Source organism: Pseudomonas sp. S2_B07 (assembly GCF_054668435.1).
On sequence record NZ_CP162769.1, the window covers coordinates 4,242,191 to 4,263,539 of the forward strand.

The window sequence follows — 21,349 nt, forward strand, 5'->3', positions numbered from 1 at the left end:
GGTTTTTGTGGTGTTTTAGCTTGCTCGCGATACATCTTGGCTCTGAAATAAAAAGAATGGAGAAGAACGTGATCCGTGTACTGGTAGCCGAAGACCACACCATCGTCCGTGAAGGCATCAAGCAGTTGATCGGCCTGGCCAAGGATTTGCTGGTGGTGGGGGAGGCGAGCAATGGTGAACAGTTGCTCGAAACCTTGCGGCATGTGCCGTGCGAGGTGGTATTGCTCGACATCTCCATGCCAGGCGTGAATGGCCTGGAGGCGATTCCGCGGATTCGTGCGCTGAACAATCCGCCCGCCATCCTCGTGTTGTCGATGCACGACGAAGCGCAAATGGCCGCGCGGGCGTTGAAGGTCGGTGCTGCGGGTTACGCGACCAAAGACAGTGATCCGGCGCTGCTGTTGACCGCGATCCGTAAAGTGGCGGCGGGCGGGCGCTACATCGACCCGGACCTCGCTGACCGCATGGTGTTCGAAGTCGGCCTGACCGATTCGCGGCCGTTGCATTCATTGCTGTCGGAACGCGAGTTTTCGGTGTTCGAACGCCTGGCCCAGGGCGTCAACGTCAATGACATCGCCCAGCAACTGGCCCTGAGCAGCAAAACCATCAGCACCCACAAGGCGCGGTTGATGCAGAAGCTCAACATTACGTCCCTGGCGGAACTGGTGAAGTACGCGATGGAGCACAAACTCCTCTAAAAGCCCTGTTACCCCTTGTAGGAACACAGCTTGCTGGCGATGGCGTCCTTGAGATCGCCATCGCCAGCAAGCTGTGCTCCTACAACGGGTGAAGCATCGCCATATCCATTTGCGACATGCCTGGAGCCCCGCCTCTTCCTGTTCTTGCGGCTTGTAGCTGAAAGCTTGCAGCTGCGTTTGTCAAAACGCGCCATCCTTGTAGGGCGATCCCTACCCCAAACCTTCCATACGGCTGAGGCGATTCTCTCCTGCGCCCCGATTTGCGTGGTCGGCAGGGTCCACTAGGCTTAGTCCCACAGCAGTCATCAATAACAAAGGTGTGGGTATGAGCCAGGTCGATTCAAGCGCAGGGGTCAGTGACATTCTGGTCAGCTTTCGTGGAGTGCAGAAAAGCTACGACGGCGAGAACCTGATCGTCAAAGACCTCAACCTGGACATTCGCAAAGGCGAATTCCTCACCTTGCTCGGGCCGTCCGGTTCCGGCAAGACCACCAGCCTGATGATGCTCGCCGGTTTCGAAACACCGACCGCAGGCGAAATCCTGCTGGCCGGGCGTTCCATCAACAACGTGCCGCCACACAAGCGTGACATCGGCATGGTGTTCCAGAACTACGCGTTGTTCCCGCACATGACCGTCGCCGAGAACCTCGCGTTCCCGCTGACCGTGCGTGGCCTGAACAAAAGCGACGTCAGCGACAAGGTCAAAAAAGTCCTGAGCATGGTCCAGCTCGACGCCTTTGCTCAGCGTTATCCGGCACAACTGTCCGGTGGTCAGCAACAGCGTGTAGCGCTGGCCCGTGCCTTGGTGTTCGAACCGCAGCTGGTGTTGATGGACGAACCCCTTGGTGCACTCGACAAACAACTGCGCGAACACATGCAGATGGAGATCAAGCACCTGCATCAGCGCCTCGGCGTGACCGTGGTTTACGTGACCCACGACCAGGGCGAAGCCCTGACCATGTCCGACCGGGTAGCGGTGTTCCACCAGGGCGAGATCCAGCAGATCGCACCGCCGCGCACCCTTTACGAAGAACCGAAAAACACCTTCGTCGCCAACTTCATCGGCGAGAACAACCGCCTTAACGGCCGCCTGCACAGTCAGACCGGTGATCGCTGCATCGTTGAACTGAGTCGCGGCGAAAAAGTTGAAGCGCTGGCGGTCAACGTCGGCAAGACCGGTGAGCCGGTCACGCTGTCGATTCGTCCCGAGCGCATCAGCCTCAACGGTTCAAGCGAGTCATGCGTCAACCGCTTCTCAGGGAGGGTGGCGGAATTCATCTATCTGGGCGATCACGTCCGGGTTCGCCTGGAAGTCTGCGGCAAGACCGACTTCTTCGTGAAACAACCGATTGCCGAGCTCGATCCCGCGCTGGCTGTCGGCGACGTGGTACCGCTTGGCTGGCAGGTCGAACACGTTCGCGCGCTCGACCCACTTCTAGAGGCGCACTAACGCCCCCGCAATACCAACACCAACCCTGCACGTGGAGAGAACAATAAATGTTGAGATCCCTGAAATTCACCGCCCTGGTCATGGGCATGATCGGTGCGGCACACGCGATGGCGGCGGGTCCGGACCTGACTGTGGTGTCCTTTGGCGGGGCGAACAAGGCGGCGCAGGTCAAAGCCTTCTACGCACCGTGGGAAGCGGCAGGCAACGGCAAGATCGTGGCGGGCGAGTACAACGGCGAAATGGCCAAGGTCAAAGCCATGGTCGACACCAAGAGCGTGTCCTGGGACCTGGTAGAAGTTGAATCGCCAGAACTGTCCCGTGGTTGCGACGAAGACATGTTCGAGCAGCTGGATCCGAAGCTGTTCGGCAAAACCGAAGACTACGTCAAAGGTGCTATCCAGCCGTGCGGCGTGGGTTTCTTCGTGTGGTCGACCGTGCTGGCCTACAACGCCGACAAACTGGCTTCCGCGCCAACCAGCTGGGTGGATTTCTGGGACACCAAGAAATTCCCGGGCAAGCGTGGCCTGCGTAAAGGCGCCAAGTACACCCTGGAATTCGCTCTGATGGCCGACGGCGTTGCGCCCAAAGACGTCTACAAAGTACTGGCCGGCAAGGATGGTCAGGACCGCGCATTCAAGAAGCTCGATGAGCTGAAGCCAAACATCCAGTGGTGGGAAGCCGGTGCACAACCGCCGCAGTACCTCGCTTCCGGTGACGTGGTCATGAGCTCGGCCTACAACGGCCGGATCGCTGCCGTGCAGAAAGAAAGCAACCTGAAAGTCGTGTGGAACGGCGGCATCTATGACTTCGACGCATGGGCGATTCCAAAAGGCCTGGACAAGACACGCGCTGAAGCGGCGAAGAAATTCATCGCTTTCTCGGTGATGCCGCAGCAGCAGAAGACCTACTCGGAAAACATCGCTTACGGCCCGGCCAACACCCAAGCCGTGCCGTTGCTGTCCAAGGATGTCCTGAAAGACATGCCGACCACCCCGGAAAACATCGCCAACCAGGTGCAGATCGACGTCAGCTTCTGGGCTGACAACGGCGAGCAACTGGAACAGCGCTTCAATTCCTGGGCTGCGAAGTAAGCGAGTCGCACAGGACGACGGTTCGCCGGATGATCGTTCCCACGCTCTGCGTGGGAATGCCGCCCGGGACGCTCCGCGTCCCTGTGACGCAGAGCGTCACTGGATGCGTTCCCATGCAGAGCGTGGGAACGATCAGTACTAAAAGTTCGAGGCGGTGTTTACCGCCTCTGTAACGATCAAAGATTTCCGGAGTACGCCATGGCCACCGCCATTCCCCTGAACGCGGGCACTGACCCCACCTTGAAGCAGCGACTCCGGCACGCCGAGCGGGTCAACCGCTGGAAAGCCCAGGCCTTGATCGCGCCGCTGGTGCTGTTTCTGTTGCTGGTGTTCCTGGTGCCGATCGTGGCGCTGCTCTACAAAAGCGTGGGCAACCCGGAAGTGGTCGGCGGTATGCCGCGCACCGTGTCCGCCATCGCCAGTTGGGACGGCCGAGGCCTGCCCGCTGAACCGGTTTACAAAGCGGCCAGCGAAGACCTCGCCGAAGCCCGCAAGAATCAAACCCTGGGCGATTTGTCCAAGCGCCTGAACATGGAACTGGCCGGCTACCGCAGCCTGCTGACCAAAACCGCCCGCGCCTTGCCGTTTGCCACCGAGCCGGCCTCTTATAAAGAAGCACTGGAAGGTCTCGACGAACGCTGGGGCGACCCGGCCTACTGGCAAGCGGTGCGCCGCAACGCCAGCAGCATCACGCCTTTCTACCTGTTGGCGGCGGTCGATCATCGTATCGATGACCTCGGTGAAATCGCCCCGGCCACACCTGACCAGGCGATCTATCTCGACATCTTCGCCCGGACCTTCTGGATGGGCCTGATCATTACGGTGATCTGCCTGCTGCTCGCGTATCCATTGGCTTACCTGCTGGCGAACCTGCCATCGCGTCAAAGCAACCTGTTGATGATTCTGGTCCTGCTGCCGTTCTGGACCTCGATCCTGGTGCGCGTCGCTGCGTGGATCGTGTTGCTGCAATCGGGCGGGCTGATCAACAGCGGCCTGATGGCCATGGGCATCATCGATAAACCGCTGGAACTGGTGTTCAACCGCACCGGGGTCTACATCTCCATGGTGCACATTCTGCTGCCGTTCATGATCCTGCCGATCTACAGCGTCATGAAAGGCATCTCGCCGACGTACATGCGCGCAGCGATTTCCCTCGGCTGCCACCCGTTCGCCAGCTTTTGGCGGGTGTACTTCCCGCAGACCTATGCCGGTGTCGGCGCCGGTTGCCTGTTGGTGTTCATCCTCGCCATCGGCTACTACATCACCCCGGCGTTGCTGGGCAGCCCGAACGATCAGATGGTCAGCTACTTCGTCGCCTTCTACACCAACACCAGCATCAACTGGGGCATGGCGACCGCACTCGGTGGGCTGCTGTTGCTGGCGACCGTGGTGCTTTATCTGATTTACAGCTGGCTGGTGGGCGCCAGTCGCCTGCGCCTGAGCTAAGGGGAGAACGAAATGCTGAGTCCTTATATGTCGCCCGTTGAGCGGGTGTGGTTCTACAGCTTGCGGATTCTCTGCGGCTTGATCCTGTTGTTTCTGATTCTGCCGGTGCTGGTGATCATTCCGCTGTCGTTCAACTCGGGCAGTTTCCTCGTGTACCCGCTGCAAGGTTTCTCGCTGCACTGGTACCAGGACTTCTTTGCCTCGGCCGAATGGATGCGTGCATTGAAGAACAGCATCATTGTCGCCCCGGCGGCGACGGTGCTGGCGATGGTCTTCGGGACGCTGGCGGCGATTGGCCTGACCCGCGGTGATTTTCCCGGCAAGGCGCTGGTCATGGCGCTGGTGATTTCGCCGATGGTGGTGCCGGTGGTGATTATCGGTGTGGCGAGTTACCTGTTCTTTGCCCCGCTGGGGTTGGGCAACAGCTTCTTCTCGCTGATCGTGGTGCACGCGGTGCTGGGTGTGCCGTTTGTGATCATCACGGTGTCGGCGACCTTGCAGGGGTTCAACCATAATCTGGTGCGCGCCGCGGCAAGCCTGGGTGCTTCGCCACTGACCGCGTTTCGCCGGGTGACGTTGCCGCTGATTGCGCCGGGCGTGATTTCGGGGGCGCTGTTTGCCTTCGCGACGTCGTTCGATGAAGTGGTGGTGACGTTGTTCCTCGCCGGCCCCGAGCAAGCGACCTTGCCACGGCAGATGTTCAGCGGGATCCGCGAAAACCTCAGCCCGACCATCGCCGCCGCAGCGACATTGCTGATCGCCTTCTCGGTGATCCTGTTGCTGACCCTGGAATGGCTGCGCGGTCGCAGCGAAAAACTGCGCACCGCCCAGGTCTAACGCCACACACCATCCCCTGTGGGAGCGAGCTTGCTCGCGATAGCGGACTATCAGTCGACATCAATGTTGAATGTTAGTCAGTCATCGCGAGCAAGCTCGCTCCCACATTGGTTTTGTGCGGTGTTCGAGATCGTTGGTCATTCACGACCCGAATAGCAGACAAACCCCAATCCCCAGCTACTATTGTGCCCAGCTCCCCTATCTATAAGAGGCTGCGCACGATGAGTCTTTCCTCTTTCAAAATCGCTCACAAACTGATCACCGGCGCAGGTGCCATCGAGCAGCTCGCCGCTGAACTGACCCGTCTGGATGTCGACAACCCGCTGATCGTCACCGATGCCGCGCTGGTCAAGTCCGGCACGGTCGAATTGGCGCTGGCGCAGCTGGGGGGCCGGTCCTACGAGATATTCGACCGGGTGCTGCCAGACCCGGAAATTGCCATCGTCGAAGACTGCATGCGGGTATACCGCGACGGCGGGCATGACGGCTTGATCGGTCTGGGCGGCGGCAGTGCCATCGACATCGCCAAGAGCGTGGCGGCGTATGCCGGTTACCACGGTGCGCTGGAAGATTTGTTCGGCATCGATCAGGTGCCGCGCAAGGGGCCGCCGCTGATCGCGATCCCGACTACTGCCGGCACCGGTTCGGAAGTCACCAACGTGGCGATCCTTTCCGACAAGGTCGCGCAGCTGAAAAAAGGCATCGTCAGCGACTATCTATTGCCAGACGTGGCGCTGGTCAGTCCGCAAATGACCCTGACCTGTCCGCGCAGTGTCACCGCCGCCAGTGGCGTCGACGCGCTGGTGCACGCCATCGAATCCTACCTGTCCGTCAACGCCTCGCCGATTACCGACGCCCTGGCCATCGGCGCCATCAAGCTGATCGCCAAGGCGTTGCCCAAGGCCTATGCCAATCCGTCCAACCTGCAAGCGCGCGAAGACATGGCCACCGCCAGCCTGATGGCGGGCATGGCGTTCGGCAATGCCGGGGTCGGTGCGGTGCATGCGTTGGCGTATCCACTGGGCGGACGTTTCAACATTGCACATGGTGTCAGCAACGCCTTGTTGCTGCCCTATGTCATGACCTGGAACAAGATGGCCTGTGTCGAGCGCATGCAGGATATTGCCGAGGCCATGGGGGTGAAGACCGCTCATTTGAGCGCCAACGAAGCGGCGGACAAAGCCGTGGAGGCGATGACGGCTCTGTGCACTGCGGTAGAAATCCCGTTGGGCCTGCGCAGTTTCGGTGTTCCCGAAGATGCGATCCCGGCCATGGCCGCAGAAGCGGCGGGGATCGAGCGCCTGATGCGCAATAATCCTCGCAAATTGAGCGCCGTCGATATCGAGAAGATCTACCGGGCAGCGTACTAGAGCGCTGCCAGCGCAAATTGATCGAAGGCAGCCCCAATCATCGCGGTCACAGTGCGCGCGCCAAACTATGAGGTATACAATGCGCGCCATCGTGATTCTGCTCAAAAAAGGTGCGTCATGCAGCCCTTCGTCATTGCTCCGTCGATTCTCTCCGCCGACTTCGCCCGCCTGGGTGAAGAAGTGGACAACGTCCTGGCCGCCGGTGCCGACTTCGTGCACTTCGATGTCATGGACAACCACTATGTGCCGAACCTGACCATCGGCCCGATGGTGTGCGCGGCGCTGCGCAAGTACGGCGTGACCGCGCCGATCGACGCGCACCTGATGGTCAGCCCGGTGGACCGCATCGTCGGTGACTTCATCGAAGCCGGCGCGACCTACATCACCTTCCACCCGGAGGCCTCACAGCACGTCGACCGTTCCCTGCAACTGATCCGCGAGGGCGGTTGCAAATCGGGCCTGGTGTTCAACCCGGCAACCCCGCTGAGTGTGCTCGAATACGTGATGGACAAGGTCGACATGATCTTGCTGATGAGCGTCAACCCAGGCTTCGGCGGGCAGAAATTCATCCCCAGCACCCTCGACAAGCTGCGCCAGGCGCGCGCCTTGATCGACGCCTCGGGGCGTGACATCCGCCTGGAAATCGACGGTGGCGTCAATGTGAACAACATTCGTGAAATCGCTGCGGCGGGCGCGGACACCTTCGTCGCAGGGTCGGCGATTTTCAACGCGCCGAACTATCAGGAAGTGATCGAGAAGATGCGTGCCGAACTGGCGCTGGCTCGCCCATGAGTGGCTTTGAGCAGCTGTTCCCGGGGCGTCTGCCGCGGCTGGTGATGTTCGATCTGGATGGCACGTTGATCGATTCGGTCCCGGACCTCGCAGCGGCTGTGGATCACATGCTGCTCAAGCTGGGCCGCAAACCCGCCGGCCTCGAGTCGGTGCGGGAATGGGTCGGTAACGGCGCGCCGGTATTGGTGCGTCGTGCGCTGGCGGGTGACATCGAGCACTCGACGGTTGATGACGTCGAGGCTGAACACGCGCTGGAGATCTTCATGCAGGCCTATGGCGCGAGCCATGAGCTGACCGTGGTTTACCCCGGTGTGCGTGACACCCTCAAGTGGCTGAATAAACAAGGCGTGGAAATGGCGCTGATCACCAACAAGCCGGAACGCTTCGTCGCGCCGCTGCTGGATCAGATGAAAATCGGCCGCTACTTCAAATGGATCATCGGCGGCGATACCTTGCCGCAGAAGAAACCTGACCCGGCCGCGCTGTTTTTCGTGATGAAAATGGCCAACATTCCGGCCTCGCAGTCCTTGTTCGTCGGCGATTCGCGCAGCGATGTGCTGGCGGCGAAAGCGGCAGGGGTCAAGTGTGTGGCGCTCAGTTATGGCTACAACCATGGCCGGCCGATTGCCGAAGAATCGCCGGCGCTGGTGATCGACGATCTGCGCAAGCTAATTCCCGGTTGCCTGGATCCGGCCGCTGAGATAACGTTGCCCGACGCTGTTCAACCCCCTGCTGGAAACGCCATCGTGGTGGTCACTCGCAAACTCTGGATGAAAGTCATCAAGGCCCTGGCCCGCTGGCGTTGGCGCGCCTGACTTGTTCCTGGCCGGCCTACCGGCGCGTTTGCATACCTGACTGTTAGACCCTCAAGCCACGAGGCTACCCCATGATCCGCGAAGAATTCCTGCGTTTGGCCGCTGCCGGCTACAACCGCATCCCGCTTGCCTGCGAAACCCTGGCTGACTTCGACACGCCGCTGTCGATCTACCTGAAACTGGCCGACGAGCCGAACTCCTACCTGCTGGAATCGGTTCAGGGCGGGGAGAAGTGGGGCCGTTACTCGATCATCGGCCTGCCATGCCGCACCGTGCTGCGCGTGCATGACCATCACGTCAGCGTGACCGTCGACGGCATCGAGACCGAAAGCCACGACGTGGAAGACCCGCTGGCGTTCGTCGAAACCTTCAAGGCCCGCTACAACGTGCCGACCATCGCCGGTCTGCCGCGCTTCAACGGCGGCCTGGTGGGGTACTTCGGTTATGACTGCGTGCGGTATGTGGAGAAGCGTCTGGGCAAATGCCCGAACCCGGATCCACTGGGCGTGCCGGACATTCTGCTGATGGTCTCCGACGCGGTGGTGGTGTTCGACAACCTCGCCGGCAAGATGCACGCGATTGTGCTGGCCGACCCGGCGCAAGACGGTGCATTCGAGCATGGCCTGGAACGTCTGGAAGAACTGCTGGAAAAACTTCGCCAGCCGATCACGCCGCGCCGTGGCCTGGATTTCAGCAAACAGCAGTCGGCTGATCCGGTGTTCCGTTCGAGTTTCACCCAGGACGATTACGAAAAAGCCGTCGACACCATCAAGGAATACATCCTGGCCGGCGACTGCATGCAGGTCGTGCCGTCCCAGCGCATGTCGATCGACTTCAAGGCTGCACCGATCGATCTGTACCGGGCGCTGCGTTGCTTCAACCCGACGCCTTATATGTACTTCTTCAACTTCGGCGACTTCCATGTCGTCGGCAGTTCGCCGGAAGTGCTGGTGCGGGTCGAAGACAACCTGATCACCGTGCGCCCGATTGCCGGCACCCGTCCACGCGGGGCCAACGAAGAAGCCGACCTGGCGCTGGAAAAAGACCTGCTGTCCGACGACAAGGAGATCGCCGAGCACTTGATGCTGATCGACCTGGGCCGTAACGACACCGGTCGGGTCTCGGAAATCGGTTCGGTGAAACTCACCGAGAAAATGGTCATCGAGCGTTATTCCAACGTGATGCACATCGTGTCCAACGTCACCGGGCAGTTGAAGGCCGGGCTGACGGCGATGGACGCGCTGCGGGCGATCCTGCCGGCGGGCACGTTGTCCGGTGCGCCGAAGATTCGTGCGATGGAAATCATCGACGAACTGGAACCGGTAAAACGTGGCGTCTACGGCGGCGCGGTCGGTTACTTTGCCTGGAACGGCAACATGGACACCGCGATTGCGATTCGCACGGCGGTAATCAAGAACGGCGAACTGCACGTGCAGGCCGGTGGCGGCATCGTGGCCGACTCGGTACCGGCGCTGGAGTGGGAAGAAACCCTGAACAAACGCCGCGCGATGTTCCGCGCCGTGGCCCTGGCCGAACAAACCCCGGACACCTGAGTCCACGCAATACTTCCCTGTAGGAGTGAGCCTGCTCGCGATGAGGCCAGCACAGCCAACATAGATGTCGCCTGGCCTATCGCCATCGCGAGCAGGCTCACTCCTACAAGGGGGCGTGCGAACACCCAAAAAAACGCGGCGCCTGTGAAGGCGCCGCGTTTTTTATGGCCGATCGAGTTAGAAGTCCAACGCAACCCCTAAATTAATCCCTTGCTGGGTAAAGTCGTCATCCTTGCGAATGTTATAGCTGGCGCGCAGTGCCAGTTCCTTGGTGAGGTTGTGGCTCACCCCCAGGTTCACCCGGTTCAGGTTGGTTTGCGGGGTGTAGCCTTCCAGCGTGAACTGGTTGTTTGGCAGGGTGTTGAGGTTGATCGCCACGTCCTGGGTATCGTCGTTGTACTCACGCTCGTGAGCCATTTCACCGAATACCTGGGTTTGTGGGGTGATCTGGTATTTGCCCTGCAAACCGATGCCGAGGCGGCGAGAAATACTGTCCTGATCGCCATAGGTCAGCGCTGTGGAATCATTGCCGTCCTCTGAATAACCATCGACTTTGACCTTGGAGAAGTCGGCGCTGACAAACGGCGACAGGTGCCAAGGGCTGCTGGCCTGTTGGGCGATGTCATAGCCGATGCGGGCGCTGAAGGCTTCGACGAAGCCACTGGTGTCGCCTTTCTCGCTGCGCTCGTTGGCGCCCAGCTGGAATTTACGCTTGAGGCTGTCGTAGTCCAGATGCCCGGCGGTCAACGCCATGTCAGCCCATATACGATTTTGTTGGTATTGGGCGAATGCGGTGCCCAGGTAAGTGTTGAGCTTGTAGTCGGAGTCGTTCGTCCCGGCTTCGAGTTTCTGGTTATAGAAACCGGCCGCCACGCCCACGCGCCAGGCATCGTCGAGGCGATAGCTGCCGCCGATGTTCAGGTTGTAACCATTGCCGTCGGCGCTGACGACGCTGTCCTGACCATCAAAGTCCTGATGCTGGCCACCGCCGGAAACAATGGCGCGCCATTGGCCGACGCCTTGCCAGTTTTCCCAATCGGCCAGCCATTGGTTGCGCAGTTCATCCTGGTGCGCGCGCAAGGTGCCTTGGGCCATTTGCGGCAGCAGCGTCAGCTCCCACGGCGCCGACAACAGCGAATACGCGTAATCGGCAATCAGGCGTTGCCCGGCTTCGGTCGGGTGCACCGAGTCGTTGTAGATCAGCTTGGTCGGGTCGGGGGTGGCGCTGTTGATGCCGTAACGGGTGTTCTCGGTGCAGCCGCTACCGCTGAAGCAGGTCGCGGTCAGGTTCTGGTCCGTCGCCAAGCCGAACTGCGCCGGATTGGCGAACGCCTCATTGAGCAACACCGGAATGTTCAGCGGGATCACTTCGGCATTGATGTTCTGCAGTCTGCTCACCAGCTCCGTGTTGAACTGGGCGCTGAGCTGTGAGGTGAACGCTTGCAGCGGGCTGCCGTTGATTGCCGGCGTCAGGCCGATGTCGGGCAGCAGCCAGACCATGATGTATTTGGCTCCGGCGGTTTGCAGCGTCTGCACGCTGTTGGCCAGTCGATCGGCGGCGGCGCTGGCCTGGGGCAGGCTGGTCACGCGCCCTTGCAGGAAGTCGTTGCCGCCACCCGACAGGTAATACAGCGCGTTCGGGTCAGCCCGGAAGTTGTTCGATGGCAAGTATCCGGCACGGGTGCGATCGCCGGTGGCGGACGTGCTGGTGATCGAATCGAGAATCTGATCGGTGCGATAACCGCCGACGGCCCAGTTGTTGCCATCGGGCTGGCCATTGCTGGCGCGCACCGCCGAAGACGATGAAGCGGTCTGGTCCGCGGTGTACCCCAGTTTGCCACCGAGAATCTGCGTGGAGTTGAGCGAGCGGACTTCGCCGCTGCCATCCAGATAAACCGGTCCCGTCCGGTTGGTATACCGCTGAGTCGCTCCGGCAGGCCCGCCGGTGTCGGCAAAGGTGCCGGCATCGTTGAGGCTGTCGCCGAAGACGACGAAATGGGTGTACGGATTCGGTGCGGCGTACGCTTGAGCGCAGGCCATGGCGAGCAAGCATCCTGCGAGCGGTACAAACAACGTCTGTTTGATCATGAGCAAGTCCGTTTATTTATTGTTTTAGGAGAACGAAACGACAGTACCAAAAACGTCCGGCCTTTTGCCATCCGTCGCGAAGCCTTTGAGAGTTTCGCGAGCAGCAGCCCCGGCCATATTGCACGCTCTGCCCAGCTAAGTTACTGTGCCGAGACGTATGAATGAGACCTTCCCCGTGTTGATCATCAGTAAACTCCTGGATCAAGTCATCAAGGCACACGCCCGCTGGCGTTGGCGCGCCTGAATTCTTTTGCCGGTTCCGCCGGACCTGTACCGCTTTGCCTTCTTTACCCGTTTGAAATGCCGCTTTGCTGGCGCTACCCCGGCACCTGACAAAGCGCAGCGCTCTGCGGGTCAATCATTCGAAGGCTGTCTTTAAAGTCAGTGAATTCAAGAGGTTCAAAAACGCCATGTTGCTGATGATCGATAACTACGACTCCTTTACCTACAACGTTGTGCAGTACCTCGGTGAGCTCGGCTCCCAGGTCAAAGTCGTGCGCAACGATGAACTGACCATCGCTGAAATCGAAGCCCTCAACCCAGAGCGCATTGTGGTGTCCCCCGGTCCTTGCACCCCGACCGAAGCGGGGATATCGATTGAAGCGATCAAGCATTTCGCCGGCAAGCTGCCGATTCTTGGCGTCTGCCTCGGCCACCAGTCCATCGGCCAGGCCTTTGGTGGTGATGTGGTGCGCGCCCGTCAAGTGATGCACGGTAAGACTAGCCCGGTATTCCACGAGGACAAGGGCGTATTTGAAGGCCTGAATCGTCCATTGACGGTCACCCGCTACCATTCGCTGATCGTCAAGCGTGAAACCTTGCCCGACTGCCTGGAGCTGACCGCCTGGACCCAGCTTGAAGACGGCTCGGTCGACGAGATCATGGGCCTGCGCCACAAAACCCTGAACATCGAAGGCGTGCAGTTCCACCCTGAGTCGATCCTGACCGAGCAGGGCCACGAACTGTTCGCTAACTTCCTCAAACAAACCGGCGGCACGCGCTAAGGACCTTTCATGAATATCAAGACAGCCCTGGGCCGTATCGTCGATCACCTCGACCTCAGCACCGATGAAATGCGTGATGTGATGCGCGAAATCATGACCGGCCAATGCACAGATGCGCAGATCGGCGCATTCATGATGGCCATGCGCATGAAGAGCGAGAGCATCGACGAAATCGTCGGCGCCGTGTCGGTCATGCGCGAGCTGGCGGACAAGGTCGAACTCAAGACCCTCGACAGCGTCGTCGACGTGGTCGGCACCGGCGGTGACGGTGCCAACATTTTCAACGTGTCGACCGCTTCCGCTTTCGTGGTTGCGGCGGCCGGTTGCACCGTGGCCAAGCACGGTAACCGTGCGGTCTCGGGCAAAAGCGGCAGCGCCGATCTGCTGGAAGCGGCGGGGATCTACCTGAACCTGACTCCGGTTCAAGTCGCGCGTTGCATTGACAACGTCGGCATCGGTTTCATGTTCGCCCAGACTCACCACAGCGCCATGAAGTACGCCGCCGGTCCGCGCAAGGATCTAGGCCTGCGTACCTTGTTCAACATGCTCGGCCCGCTTACGAATCCGGCCGGTGTGAAACATCAGGTGGTGGGCGTGTTCAACCAGGCGCTGTGCCGGCCATTGGCCGAAGTCCTGCAGCGATTGGGCAGCAAGCACGTGCTGGTGGTGCATTCGAAAGATGGCCTGGACGAATTCAGCCTGGCCGCGCCGACCTTCGTGGCGGAATTGAAGAACGACCAGATCAGCGAGTATTGGGTCGAGCCTGAAGACCTGGGCATGAAGAGCCAGAGCCTGCATGGCCTGGCCGTGGAAAGCCCGGCGGCCTCGCTGGAATTGATTCGCGATGCGTTGGGCAAACGCAAAACCGAAAGCGGTCTGAAAGCCGCCGAAATGATCATGCTCAATGCCGGTGCCGCCCTGTATGCCGCTGACCATGCCACCAGTTTGAAAGAGGGCGTTGCCCTGGCGCACGACGCGCTGCACACCGGTCTTGCTCGGGAGAAACTCGAGGAGTTGGGTGCATTTACCGCGGTATTTCGAGTGGAGAATGAGGGATGAGTGTACCGACGGTTCTGGAAAACATTCTGGCGCGCAAGGTCCAGGAAGTCGCCGAGCGTAGCGCTCGTGTGAGCCTGGCCGAGCTGGAAAGTCTGGCCAAGGCGGCCGATGCACCCCGTGGTTTCGCCCAGGCATTGTTGGCGCAGGCCAAGCGCAAGCAACCGGCGGTGATTGCCGAAATCAAGAAAGCTTCGCCGAGCAAGGGCGTGATCCGCGAGAACTTCGTTCCTGCCGACATCGCCGAAAGCTACGAGAAGGGCGGCGCGACGTGTTTGTCGGTGCTGACCGATATCGATTACTTCCAGGGCGCCGATGCGTATCTGCAACAAGCCCGGGCGGCGTGCAAACTGCCGGTGATCCGCAAGGATTTCATGATCGATCCTTATCAGATCGTCGAAGCCCGTGCGCTGGGCGCCGATTGCGTGTTGTTGATCGTCTCCGCACTGGATGACGTGAAAATGGCCGAGCTGGCTGCCGTGGCAAAAGGTGTCGGCCTCGATGTGCTGGTAGAAGTTCACGACGGCGACGAGCTGGAGCGGGCCTTGAAAACCCTCGACACTCCGCTGGTCGGCATCAACAACCGCAACCTGCACACGTTCGATGTCAGCCTGGAAACCACCCTCGACCTGTTGCCGCGCATCCCTCGTGATCGCCTGGTGATTACCGAAAGCGGCATCCTCAACCGTGCGGATGTCGAATTGATGGAAATCAGCGACGTGTATGCGTTCCTGGTCGGCGAAGCGTTCATGCGTGCCGAAAGCCCGGGGACCGAGTTGCAGCGACTGTTCTTTCCGGAGCGCGGTACTGCGGTGAGTGGTTCTACACTCGACTGATTACACGCAGACCGAGTCGACCCTATCGCGAGCAAGCTCGGCTCCTGCAGGAGAACCCATGTAGGAGCCGAGCTTGCTCGCGATGGCGGCATAAATAGCACCTCAGACTTCAAGTCCAACGGAATGCCTTATGACCTCAATCGTCTCTTTGACTGTCGAAGCCGGCCTGCAAGCCGAACAAGACTTGCTGGCAGCGGTCTGCACCGGAGATTCGGAATTAGGCCTGCTGTTCTGGCAACCCAATGACCGCGCCCTGGTCATGCCCCGACGCCTGAACCGCTTATCCGGTTTCGAAGCTGCGTGCGAAGTCTCGGCCGCTGCCGGTTGGCCCGTGCTCTTGCGTGAAACCGGCGGTGAGCCCGTGCCGCAATCGGCATCCACCCTCAACATCGCATTGGTCTACGCACCGCCACGCAGCGAAGGCGACCAAAACCGCATCGAAACCGCCTATCACCGACTCTGCGATCCTATCTGCCAGTTGTTGGATGAGCTGGGCGGCGTGTCGTCCCTCGGCGAAATCGAAGGCGCGTTCTGCGATGGCCGTTTCAACGTCAACCTTGATGGCCGCAAGATGGTCGGCACAGCTCAGCGTTGGCGCCAGAGCAAGGGCGGCACGCGTCCGGTGGGATTGGTGCATGGTGCGTTGTTGCTGGATAACGAGCGGGAATCGATGGTTGCGGCGGTCAATCGTTTCAATGAAGCCTGCGGCCTGGAACAGCGGGTTCGCGCCGAAAGCCACATCGCCCTGCATGAGAAGTTCGCCGCGCCCGATGCACTCGGGCGGCTCGACGCGCTTTATCGCCAATTGCTGGCAGACCTGTTCAAGGCTTAGCGCGTACCGAAGACCACCATGGTCTTGCCTTTGACGTCCACCAGGTTGCGTTCCTCCAGATCCTTGAGCACGCGGCCGACCATTTCACGCGAGCAACCGACAATCCGTCCGATTTCCTGGCGGGTCACTTTGATCTGCATGCCGTCCGGGTGAGTCATCGCATCCGGCTGCTTGCACAGTTCCAGCAGGCAACGAGCGACGCGTCCGGTCACATCGAAGAACGCCAGGTCGCCGACCTTGCGCGTGGTGTTGCGCAGACGTTGTGCGATTTGTCCGCTGAGGACGTAAAGAATGTCCGGGTCTTGCTGGGACAGCTCGCGGAATTTCGCGTAGCTGATTTCCGCGACTTCGCATTCGATCTTCGCGCGCACCCAGGCGCTGCGTGCCTGTTCCAGGCCAGCCTGTTCGAACAGACCCAACTCACCGAAAAAGTCCCCGGCGTTCAGGTAGGCGATGATCATTTCACGACCATCGTCGTCCTCGATCAGGATCGTGACCGAGCCTTTGATGATGAAAAACAGGGTTTCCGAGCGATCACCCGCGCAAATGATGTTGCTCTTGGCCGCATAGCGACGGCGTTGGCAATGCATCAACAGCTTGTCGAGGTTTTTGATTTTGGGTATTGGGGTAATAGCAACCATGGTTGTATCCCGAAAAGACGTCACGGTGTGTGTTTGGTTTTCTTATGAGCTGCTGACTAGGGTCGAGGCAAAGCTGGCTATGCGCCAGCGAATTGGCGTCAGCTTAACAGACACTTCCTGCAATATTTGAGAATTTACCTACGGCTTGGACACCTGCGTCCTAGGAAGGTGAAACGCTGTCAATCAGGGGCCCTGTGCTAAGCTGGCGTCCCTTTTTTAGACAGTGGAGTCTTGGCGATGAAGGCACGCATCCAATGGGCTGGCGAAGCCATGTTCCTCGGTGAATCCGGCAGCGGTCATGTCGTGGTCATGGACGGTCCGCCCGATGCCGGCGGTCGCAACCTGGGTGTCCGGCCGATGGAAATGCTCCTGCTGGGTGTCGGCGGTTGCAGCAATTTCGACGTGGTCAGCATCCTCAAGAAGTCCCGTCAGGCCGTTGAAAGCTGCGAAGCCTTCCTTGAAGCCGAGCGTGCGACCGAGGACCCGAAGGTCTTCACCAAGATTCACATGCACTTCGTGGTCAAGGGCCGCGGGCTGAAAGAAGCCCAGGTCAAGCGCGCCATTGAGCTGTCGGCGGAGAAGTATTGCTCGGCCTCGATCATGTTGGGCGCCGCTGGCGTGGCGATTACCCACGACTACGAGATCATCGAACTCGGTTGAGCCGACATTCAACTATCATAAAAGCGGTGCAGACTCTGGCGAACCCAAGCTGACGTCTGCATAATGCGCCACTTTTTTCAGGGTAGTGGTCCGTCAACCGACAGGCCGCGCCCCCGAACTGACAACCAAAATCGCCATCGCGAAGAGGTGTTAACCGTCCTACGCAGGTGCGTTGTTCGCATTTGACGGGCATGCTTGATCACGCGGCCAGGCCGCAATACATAGAGAGTTTTTAACGGTGAAAAGCAAACTCAAGCTCCACGGGTTCAATAACCTGACAAAGACCTTGAGCTTCAACATCTATGACATCTGCTACGCGGAAACCCCGCAAGACCAACAGGCTTACGTTGAGTACATCAATAAAGAGTACAACGCGAAACGCCTGACGCAGATCCTCACGGAAGTTGTCGATATCATTGGTGCCAACATCCTGAACATTGCCAGTCAGGACTACGAACCACAGGGCGCCAGCGTCACGATTCTGATCTCTGAAGAGCCGGTAACCCCGACCGACAGCCAGATCGAAGAGTCCCCGGGCCCGCTGCCTGAAATTATCCTGGCCCACCTCGACAAGAGCCACATCACGGTGCACACCTACCCGGAAATCCATCCGGTGGACGGTATTGCAACGTTCCGTGTGGACATTGACGTGTCGACCTGTGGTGTCATCTCACCGTTGAAAGCACTCAACTTCCTGATTCACCAGTTCGATTCGGACATCGTGACCGTGGATTATCGTGTGCGCGGTTTCACCCGTGACGTTGAAGGCAAAAAGCACTTCATCGACCACGAGATCAATTCGATCCAGAACTACCTGTCCGACGACACCCGCGACGCGTACCAGATGACCGACGTGAACGTGTACCAGGAAAACCTGTTCCACACCAAAATGCTGTTGAAGAACTTCGAACTGGATAACTACCTGTTCGGTGACGCCACCAGCAACCTGTCCTCTGAGCAACGTGCCCAGGTGACTGAGCGTGTGAAGCACGAAATGCTCGAAATCTTCTACGCACGCAATATGGCGTAAGATTCTCGAACACAAAAAAGGCGACTCCCTCACGGCAGTCGCCTTTTTTATGGCTGAAACGAAGAACCCTGTAGGAGCGAGCCTGCTCGCGATAGGGCCCTCCGGGGCAGTGCATCTATCAGATCCGATAAGTACTCTTGGTCATCACCTTGGCCAACAAACTCATCCCGAACTTCACCGGTGCCGGAAAACGGAACCCGCCCGCATCCAGCGCACTCTCAGCGTGATGTTCTTCATCAATACGCATCTGCTCAAGAATCGCCCGGGACTTTTCGTCCTCCGCCGGCAATTGCTCCAGGTGTTCATTCAAGTGCTTGCACACTTGATGTTCAGTAGCGGCAACAAAACCGAGGCTGACTTTGTCGCTAATCAACCCGGCCACTGCGCCAATCCCGAAGGACATGCCGTAGAACAGCGGGTTAAGAATGCTGGTATGGCTGCCCAACTGATGAATGCGTTGCTCGCACCAGACCAGATGGTCGATTTCTTCTTCGGCAGCATGTTCCATGGCGGCGCGCACATGCGGGAGCTTGGCGGTCAGGGCTTGCCCTTGATACAACGCCTGGGCGCAGACTTCACCGGTATGGTTGATGCGCATCAGGCCGGCAACGTGCCGGGTGTCCTCATCGCTCAATTTTGCATCGGGCTGGACGATGGCCGGCGACGGGCGGTAAGGCTGGCCACTGAAGGGCAGCAGGGTGCGCATGGCGGCATCGGCTTGCAGCAGAAGACGGTCAATCGGCGAGTAGTGACGTTGGGTAGTCATGCTGACCTCCGGGAAAAATCTCGGCGGCCAGTTTAACCCAATCGGCCGGGGAAGGTTTGAGCTGGGTCATGCGGGAGTGGCTGGCCACTCCCCTGGAGCAGCCGGCAATCAGCCCGGCGGCCAGTGCATCTGACGCTGACCCAGCACGTGCATATGAATGTGATAGACAGTCTGCCCACCTTCTTCATTGCAGTTCATGACAACGCGGAAACCTTTTTCGCAACCCAGTTCCAGCGCCAGACGCTGTGCGGTGAACAGAATATGCCCGGCCAGCGCCTTGTCGTCCTCGGTGAGTTCGTTAAGGGTGCGCACCGGTTTCTTTGGGATCACCAAAAAATGCACAGGTGCCTGTGGGGCGATATCGTGGAAGGCCAGTACCTGGTCGTCCTCGTAAATGATCTTGGCCGGGATTTCCCGGTTGATGATCTTGGTGAACAGAGTATCCACAGCTGTTTTCTCCGTTGTTTTTGGCTGGCCTGAGTGTACCCATGGTTTTACCGAAGGACCATTCAGCGTGGGCAGTAAACCTTGTTGACCATGCCGGCGATAGTCCGATTCAGCCAGCGCGAGCCGAGCCGTGGCAGGAAGGCGCGCCAGCGGTTGCGTCGGCCGGGGATGATGATGGCGCGATTTTTCTCCAGGGCGCGTACGGTATAGAGCGCCACTTCTTCAGGACTCATGAGCATTTTGCTGTTGGTCAGTTTGCCAGTGTCCAATTGCGCGGTACGGAAGAAACCGGTGCGCGTCGGGCCGGGGCACAGCACCGAGACCTTGACCGCGCATTTCTTCAGTTCGACGCGCAAGCCTTCGGAAAAATGCAGCACGTACGCCTTGCTCGCGTAGTAGGTACTCATCCACGGGCCGGGAAGGAACGCAGCGACCGAGGCGACATTGAGGATCTGCCCGCCACCCTGCAAGGCCATGGAATTTCCGATGGCGTGGCAGAGGCGGGTGAGCGCCAGAATGTTCACTTCGATCAGGTCCTGCTCGGTCATCCAGTCTTGAGCGAGAAAGGGACCGCAGGTGCCCATGCCGGCGCAGTTGACCAGCAGATCAATCTGCCGGTCACCTTCCTCCAGTTCCAGCAGAAAGCCCGACAGGCGTAGTGGCTCGCCAAGGTCACAGGCACGGAACAGCACTTCCACGCCAAAACGTTGAGTCAGTTCAATCGCAATACTTTCCAGCTGATCACGCTGTCGGGCCACCAGAATCAGGCTGCGGCCACGGCGGGCCAGCGCTTCGGCCATCGCCAGGCCGATACCGCTGGAAGCGCCAGTGATCAGAGCGTAACGGGTCATGCAGTTCTCCATCGCAACAGCTCCGCGCCGCGACGCAGGTGTCACGGGCGGGGAGCGCTGTTTATTCTTTCGCAGAGTCTACAGGGGCCGGGGCTTCTTCGGCTTCATCGTCTGCAGAATCCGGTGCGGGTTCGGCTGCTTCGGCTGCTTCGGCCGGTTCGACTTCAACGTCTTCGGTGGTCACCGAGCCGCTGTCGTAGCTGCTTGTCGTGGTGCTTTCGTATTCTTCCTGAATCGCACTGTAACCGCCGGCCAGAGCTCCCACGATGACGATGGCGATAAACACAACCCACAACGAAGAAAGCACTTTGACCGCCGTAGTATTGGGCGGAGGTGGCGGGCCGTAGCGGTTGGCGATGTTGGTGCCTGGGGCGACCATAATCACCAGCGGGAAGAAACTGCCTACGAACGGGACGAGGTTCAACAGCCATAGCCAGCCGGACCAGCCGATGTCGTGCAAGCGTTGAACACTGAACTGGATACTGACGACCGCCACTGCAATGAACAGAATGAACGCGACCAGACCGCCGATGATCAAGCCTGCCGTCGAATCGGCACTGATAATCGCGAACGCCAGGATGGCCAGGACCGAACCGACGGCGAGCAAGACAAGGGTCAGGGCCATCGTCCACGCCAGATAACGCAAGCGTCCGATGCGACCTTCGACACTGAACGGCTTAAGTGTGGCGAACGCCGGCAGGCTTTCGCCGACGCTGGCCTGAGGCGGAGCGTAGGGGGAGGCTGGTTCGGCGAAGACAGGCTGGGGCCTGGCGGGAGCGTGTTCGTGCGCGTCGGCCAGGTTCAGCTCGATAGATGACTCGCTTTCGATCCGTGCATTGATGCCGGTTTTCGTCAGCGCCTGCAGGTAAATTTGTGCGTCGACGTGCGACAGATCCTGCTTGAGCGTGACGGTCTTGCCGGTGAACAGCCGTTCAACCGCAGCGACTTCGCTTTTGTACAGCGCGGCGAGATTCTGCTTGGCGGTCGTGAGGTCGACGCCTGGCAGCAGAGCGCCGTCGAATACGATCTTGAAACGGTTTTCGCTCATTGCGAGGCATCCTTGTCGCGAGTGTTTGAGTTAGAAGT

At 59.5% G+C, this 21,349-nt stretch carries 21 protein-coding genes; 15 read left to right on the top strand and 6 right to left on the bottom strand.

The features are described from left to right. The first annotated feature begins 56 nt into the window (after positions 1–56). The 9 genes from AB4N43_RS19470 to trpE all read left to right on the top strand — a co-directional run bounded on the left by AB4N43_RS19470 (position 57) and on the right by trpE (position 10,052). Positions 57–698 carry a response regulator gene (locus tag AB4N43_RS19470; protein WP_172825925.1) on the top strand — a complete coding sequence of 214 codons (642 nt, stop codon included), beginning with the start codon at positions 57–59 and terminating at the stop codon, positions 696–698. 325 nt (positions 699–1,023) lie between these two features. Further along, complete coding sequence (locus AB4N43_RS19475; protein WP_460151834.1) at positions 1,024–2,148, top strand: ABC transporter ATP-binding protein; 1,125 nt, start codon at positions 1,024–1,026, stop codon at positions 2,146–2,148. Positions 2,149–2,195: 47 nt separating this feature from the next. Continuing rightward, complete coding sequence (locus tag AB4N43_RS19480; protein WP_027926739.1) at positions 2,196–3,239, top strand: ABC transporter substrate-binding protein; 1,044 nt, start codon at positions 2,196–2,198, stop codon at positions 3,237–3,239. Between the two features lie 198 nt (positions 3,240–3,437). Continuing rightward, the gene (locus AB4N43_RS19485; protein ID WP_027926740.1) at positions 3,438–4,685 is read left to right on the top strand and encodes an ABC transporter permease; all 1,248 of its coding nucleotides are present in this window, start codon (positions 3,438–3,440) and stop codon (positions 4,683–4,685) included. A 12-nt stretch (positions 4,686–4,697) separates the two neighbouring features. Next, positions 4,698–5,522 (top strand): ABC transporter permease, encoded by an 825-nt coding sequence (locus AB4N43_RS19490; RefSeq protein ID WP_027926741.1) that lies wholly within the window; start codon positions 4,698–4,700, stop codon positions 5,520–5,522. Positions 5,523–5,743: 221 nt separating this feature from the next. Beyond that, positions 5,744–6,892: an iron-containing alcohol dehydrogenase gene (locus AB4N43_RS19495; protein ID WP_059182079.1), complete on the top strand. Its 1,149-nt coding sequence runs from the start codon at positions 5,744–5,746 to the stop codon at positions 6,890–6,892. Positions 6,893–7,009: 117 nt separating this feature from the next. Continuing rightward, on the top strand, positions 7,010–7,684 hold the full coding sequence (gene rpe, locus AB4N43_RS19500) for a ribulose-phosphate 3-epimerase (protein WP_460151835.1): 675 nt from the start codon (positions 7,010–7,012) through the stop codon (positions 7,682–7,684). After that, on the top strand, positions 7,681–8,499 hold the full coding sequence (locus AB4N43_RS19505; RefSeq protein ID WP_027926744.1) for a phosphoglycolate phosphatase: 819 nt from the start codon (positions 7,681–7,683) through the stop codon (positions 8,497–8,499). Before rpe ends, AB4N43_RS19505 begins: the two co-directional genes overlap by 4 nt. Before the next feature lie 71 nt (positions 8,500–8,570). Beyond that, positions 8,571–10,052 carry an anthranilate synthase component I gene (gene trpE, locus AB4N43_RS19510; protein ID WP_027926745.1) on the top strand — a complete coding sequence of 494 codons (1,482 nt, stop codon included), beginning with the start codon at positions 8,571–8,573 and terminating at the stop codon, positions 10,050–10,052. Positions 10,053–10,229: 177 nt separating this feature from the next. Here the strand turns inward: trpE and estP are convergent, their stop codons facing one another. After that, positions 10,230–12,140 carry an esterase EstP gene (gene estP, locus AB4N43_RS19515; protein WP_027926746.1) on the bottom strand — a complete coding sequence of 637 codons (1,911 nt, stop codon included), beginning with the start codon at positions 12,138–12,140 and terminating at the stop codon, positions 10,230–10,232. 410 nt (positions 12,141–12,550) lie between these two features. Between estP and AB4N43_RS19520 the strand changes: the two genes are divergently transcribed. The 4 genes from AB4N43_RS19520 to AB4N43_RS19535 all read left to right on the top strand — a co-directional run bounded on the left by AB4N43_RS19520 (position 12,551) and on the right by AB4N43_RS19535 (position 15,868). Further along, positions 12,551–13,144, top strand: a complete 594-nt coding sequence (locus AB4N43_RS19520; protein WP_007906885.1) for an aminodeoxychorismate/anthranilate synthase component II — start codon at positions 12,551–12,553, stop codon at positions 13,142–13,144. A gap of 9 nt (positions 13,145–13,153) precedes the next feature. Continuing rightward, entirely contained in the window at positions 13,154–14,203 is a 1,050-nt protein-coding gene (gene trpD / locus AB4N43_RS19525; protein WP_027926747.1) for an anthranilate phosphoribosyltransferase, read from the top strand. Next, complete coding sequence (gene trpC, locus AB4N43_RS19530; protein WP_027926748.1) at positions 14,200–15,036, top strand: indole-3-glycerol phosphate synthase TrpC; 837 nt, start codon at positions 14,200–14,202, stop codon at positions 15,034–15,036. The genes trpD and trpC overlap by 4 nt, the downstream gene beginning before the upstream one ends. Positions 15,037–15,166: 130 nt before the next feature. Beyond that, positions 15,167–15,868: a lipoate--protein ligase family protein gene (locus AB4N43_RS19535; RefSeq protein WP_027926749.1), complete on the top strand. Its 702-nt coding sequence runs from the start codon at positions 15,167–15,169 to the stop codon at positions 15,866–15,868. Here AB4N43_RS19535 and crp read toward each other — a convergent pair. Continuing rightward, entirely contained in the window at positions 15,865–16,509 is a 645-nt protein-coding gene (gene crp / locus AB4N43_RS19540; RefSeq protein WP_027926750.1) for a cAMP-activated global transcriptional regulator CRP, read from the bottom strand. The genes AB4N43_RS19535 and crp overlap by 4 nt on opposite strands. 237 nt (positions 16,510–16,746) lie before the next feature. Between crp and AB4N43_RS19545 the strand changes: the two genes are divergently transcribed. Then, positions 16,747–17,169, top strand: coding sequence for an OsmC family protein (locus AB4N43_RS19545; RefSeq protein ID WP_007941657.1), 423 nt, complete (start codon positions 16,747–16,749; stop codon positions 17,167–17,169). Positions 17,170–17,407: 238 nt separating this feature from the next. Further along, positions 17,408–18,199 (top strand): adenosylmethionine decarboxylase, encoded by a 792-nt coding sequence (gene speD / locus AB4N43_RS19550; RefSeq protein ID WP_027926751.1) that lies wholly within the window; start codon positions 17,408–17,410, stop codon positions 18,197–18,199. 118 nt (positions 18,200–18,317) lie between these two features. Here the strand turns inward: speD and coq7 are convergent, their stop codons facing one another. The 4 genes from coq7 to AB4N43_RS19570 form a co-directional block, all read right to left on the bottom strand. Next, positions 18,318–18,965 (bottom strand): 2-polyprenyl-3-methyl-6-methoxy-1,4-benzoquinone monooxygenase, encoded by a 648-nt coding sequence (gene coq7, locus AB4N43_RS19555; protein ID WP_027926752.1) that lies wholly within the window; start codon positions 18,963–18,965, stop codon positions 18,318–18,320. A gap of 108 nt (positions 18,966–19,073) precedes the next feature. Next, complete coding sequence (locus tag AB4N43_RS19560) at positions 19,074–19,412, bottom strand: histidine triad nucleotide-binding protein (protein ID WP_027926753.1); 339 nt, start codon at positions 19,410–19,412, stop codon at positions 19,074–19,076. Positions 19,413–19,474: 62 nt separating this feature from the next. After that, entirely contained in the window at positions 19,475–20,263 is a 789-nt protein-coding gene (locus tag AB4N43_RS19565; RefSeq protein ID WP_027926754.1) for an SDR family NAD(P)-dependent oxidoreductase, read from the bottom strand. A 61-nt stretch (positions 20,264–20,324) separates the two neighbouring features. After that, positions 20,325–21,311, bottom strand: a complete 987-nt coding sequence (locus AB4N43_RS19570; RefSeq protein WP_410921279.1) for a DUF805 domain-containing protein — start codon at positions 21,309–21,311, stop codon at positions 20,325–20,327. Positions 21,312–21,349: the final 38 nt, after the last annotated feature.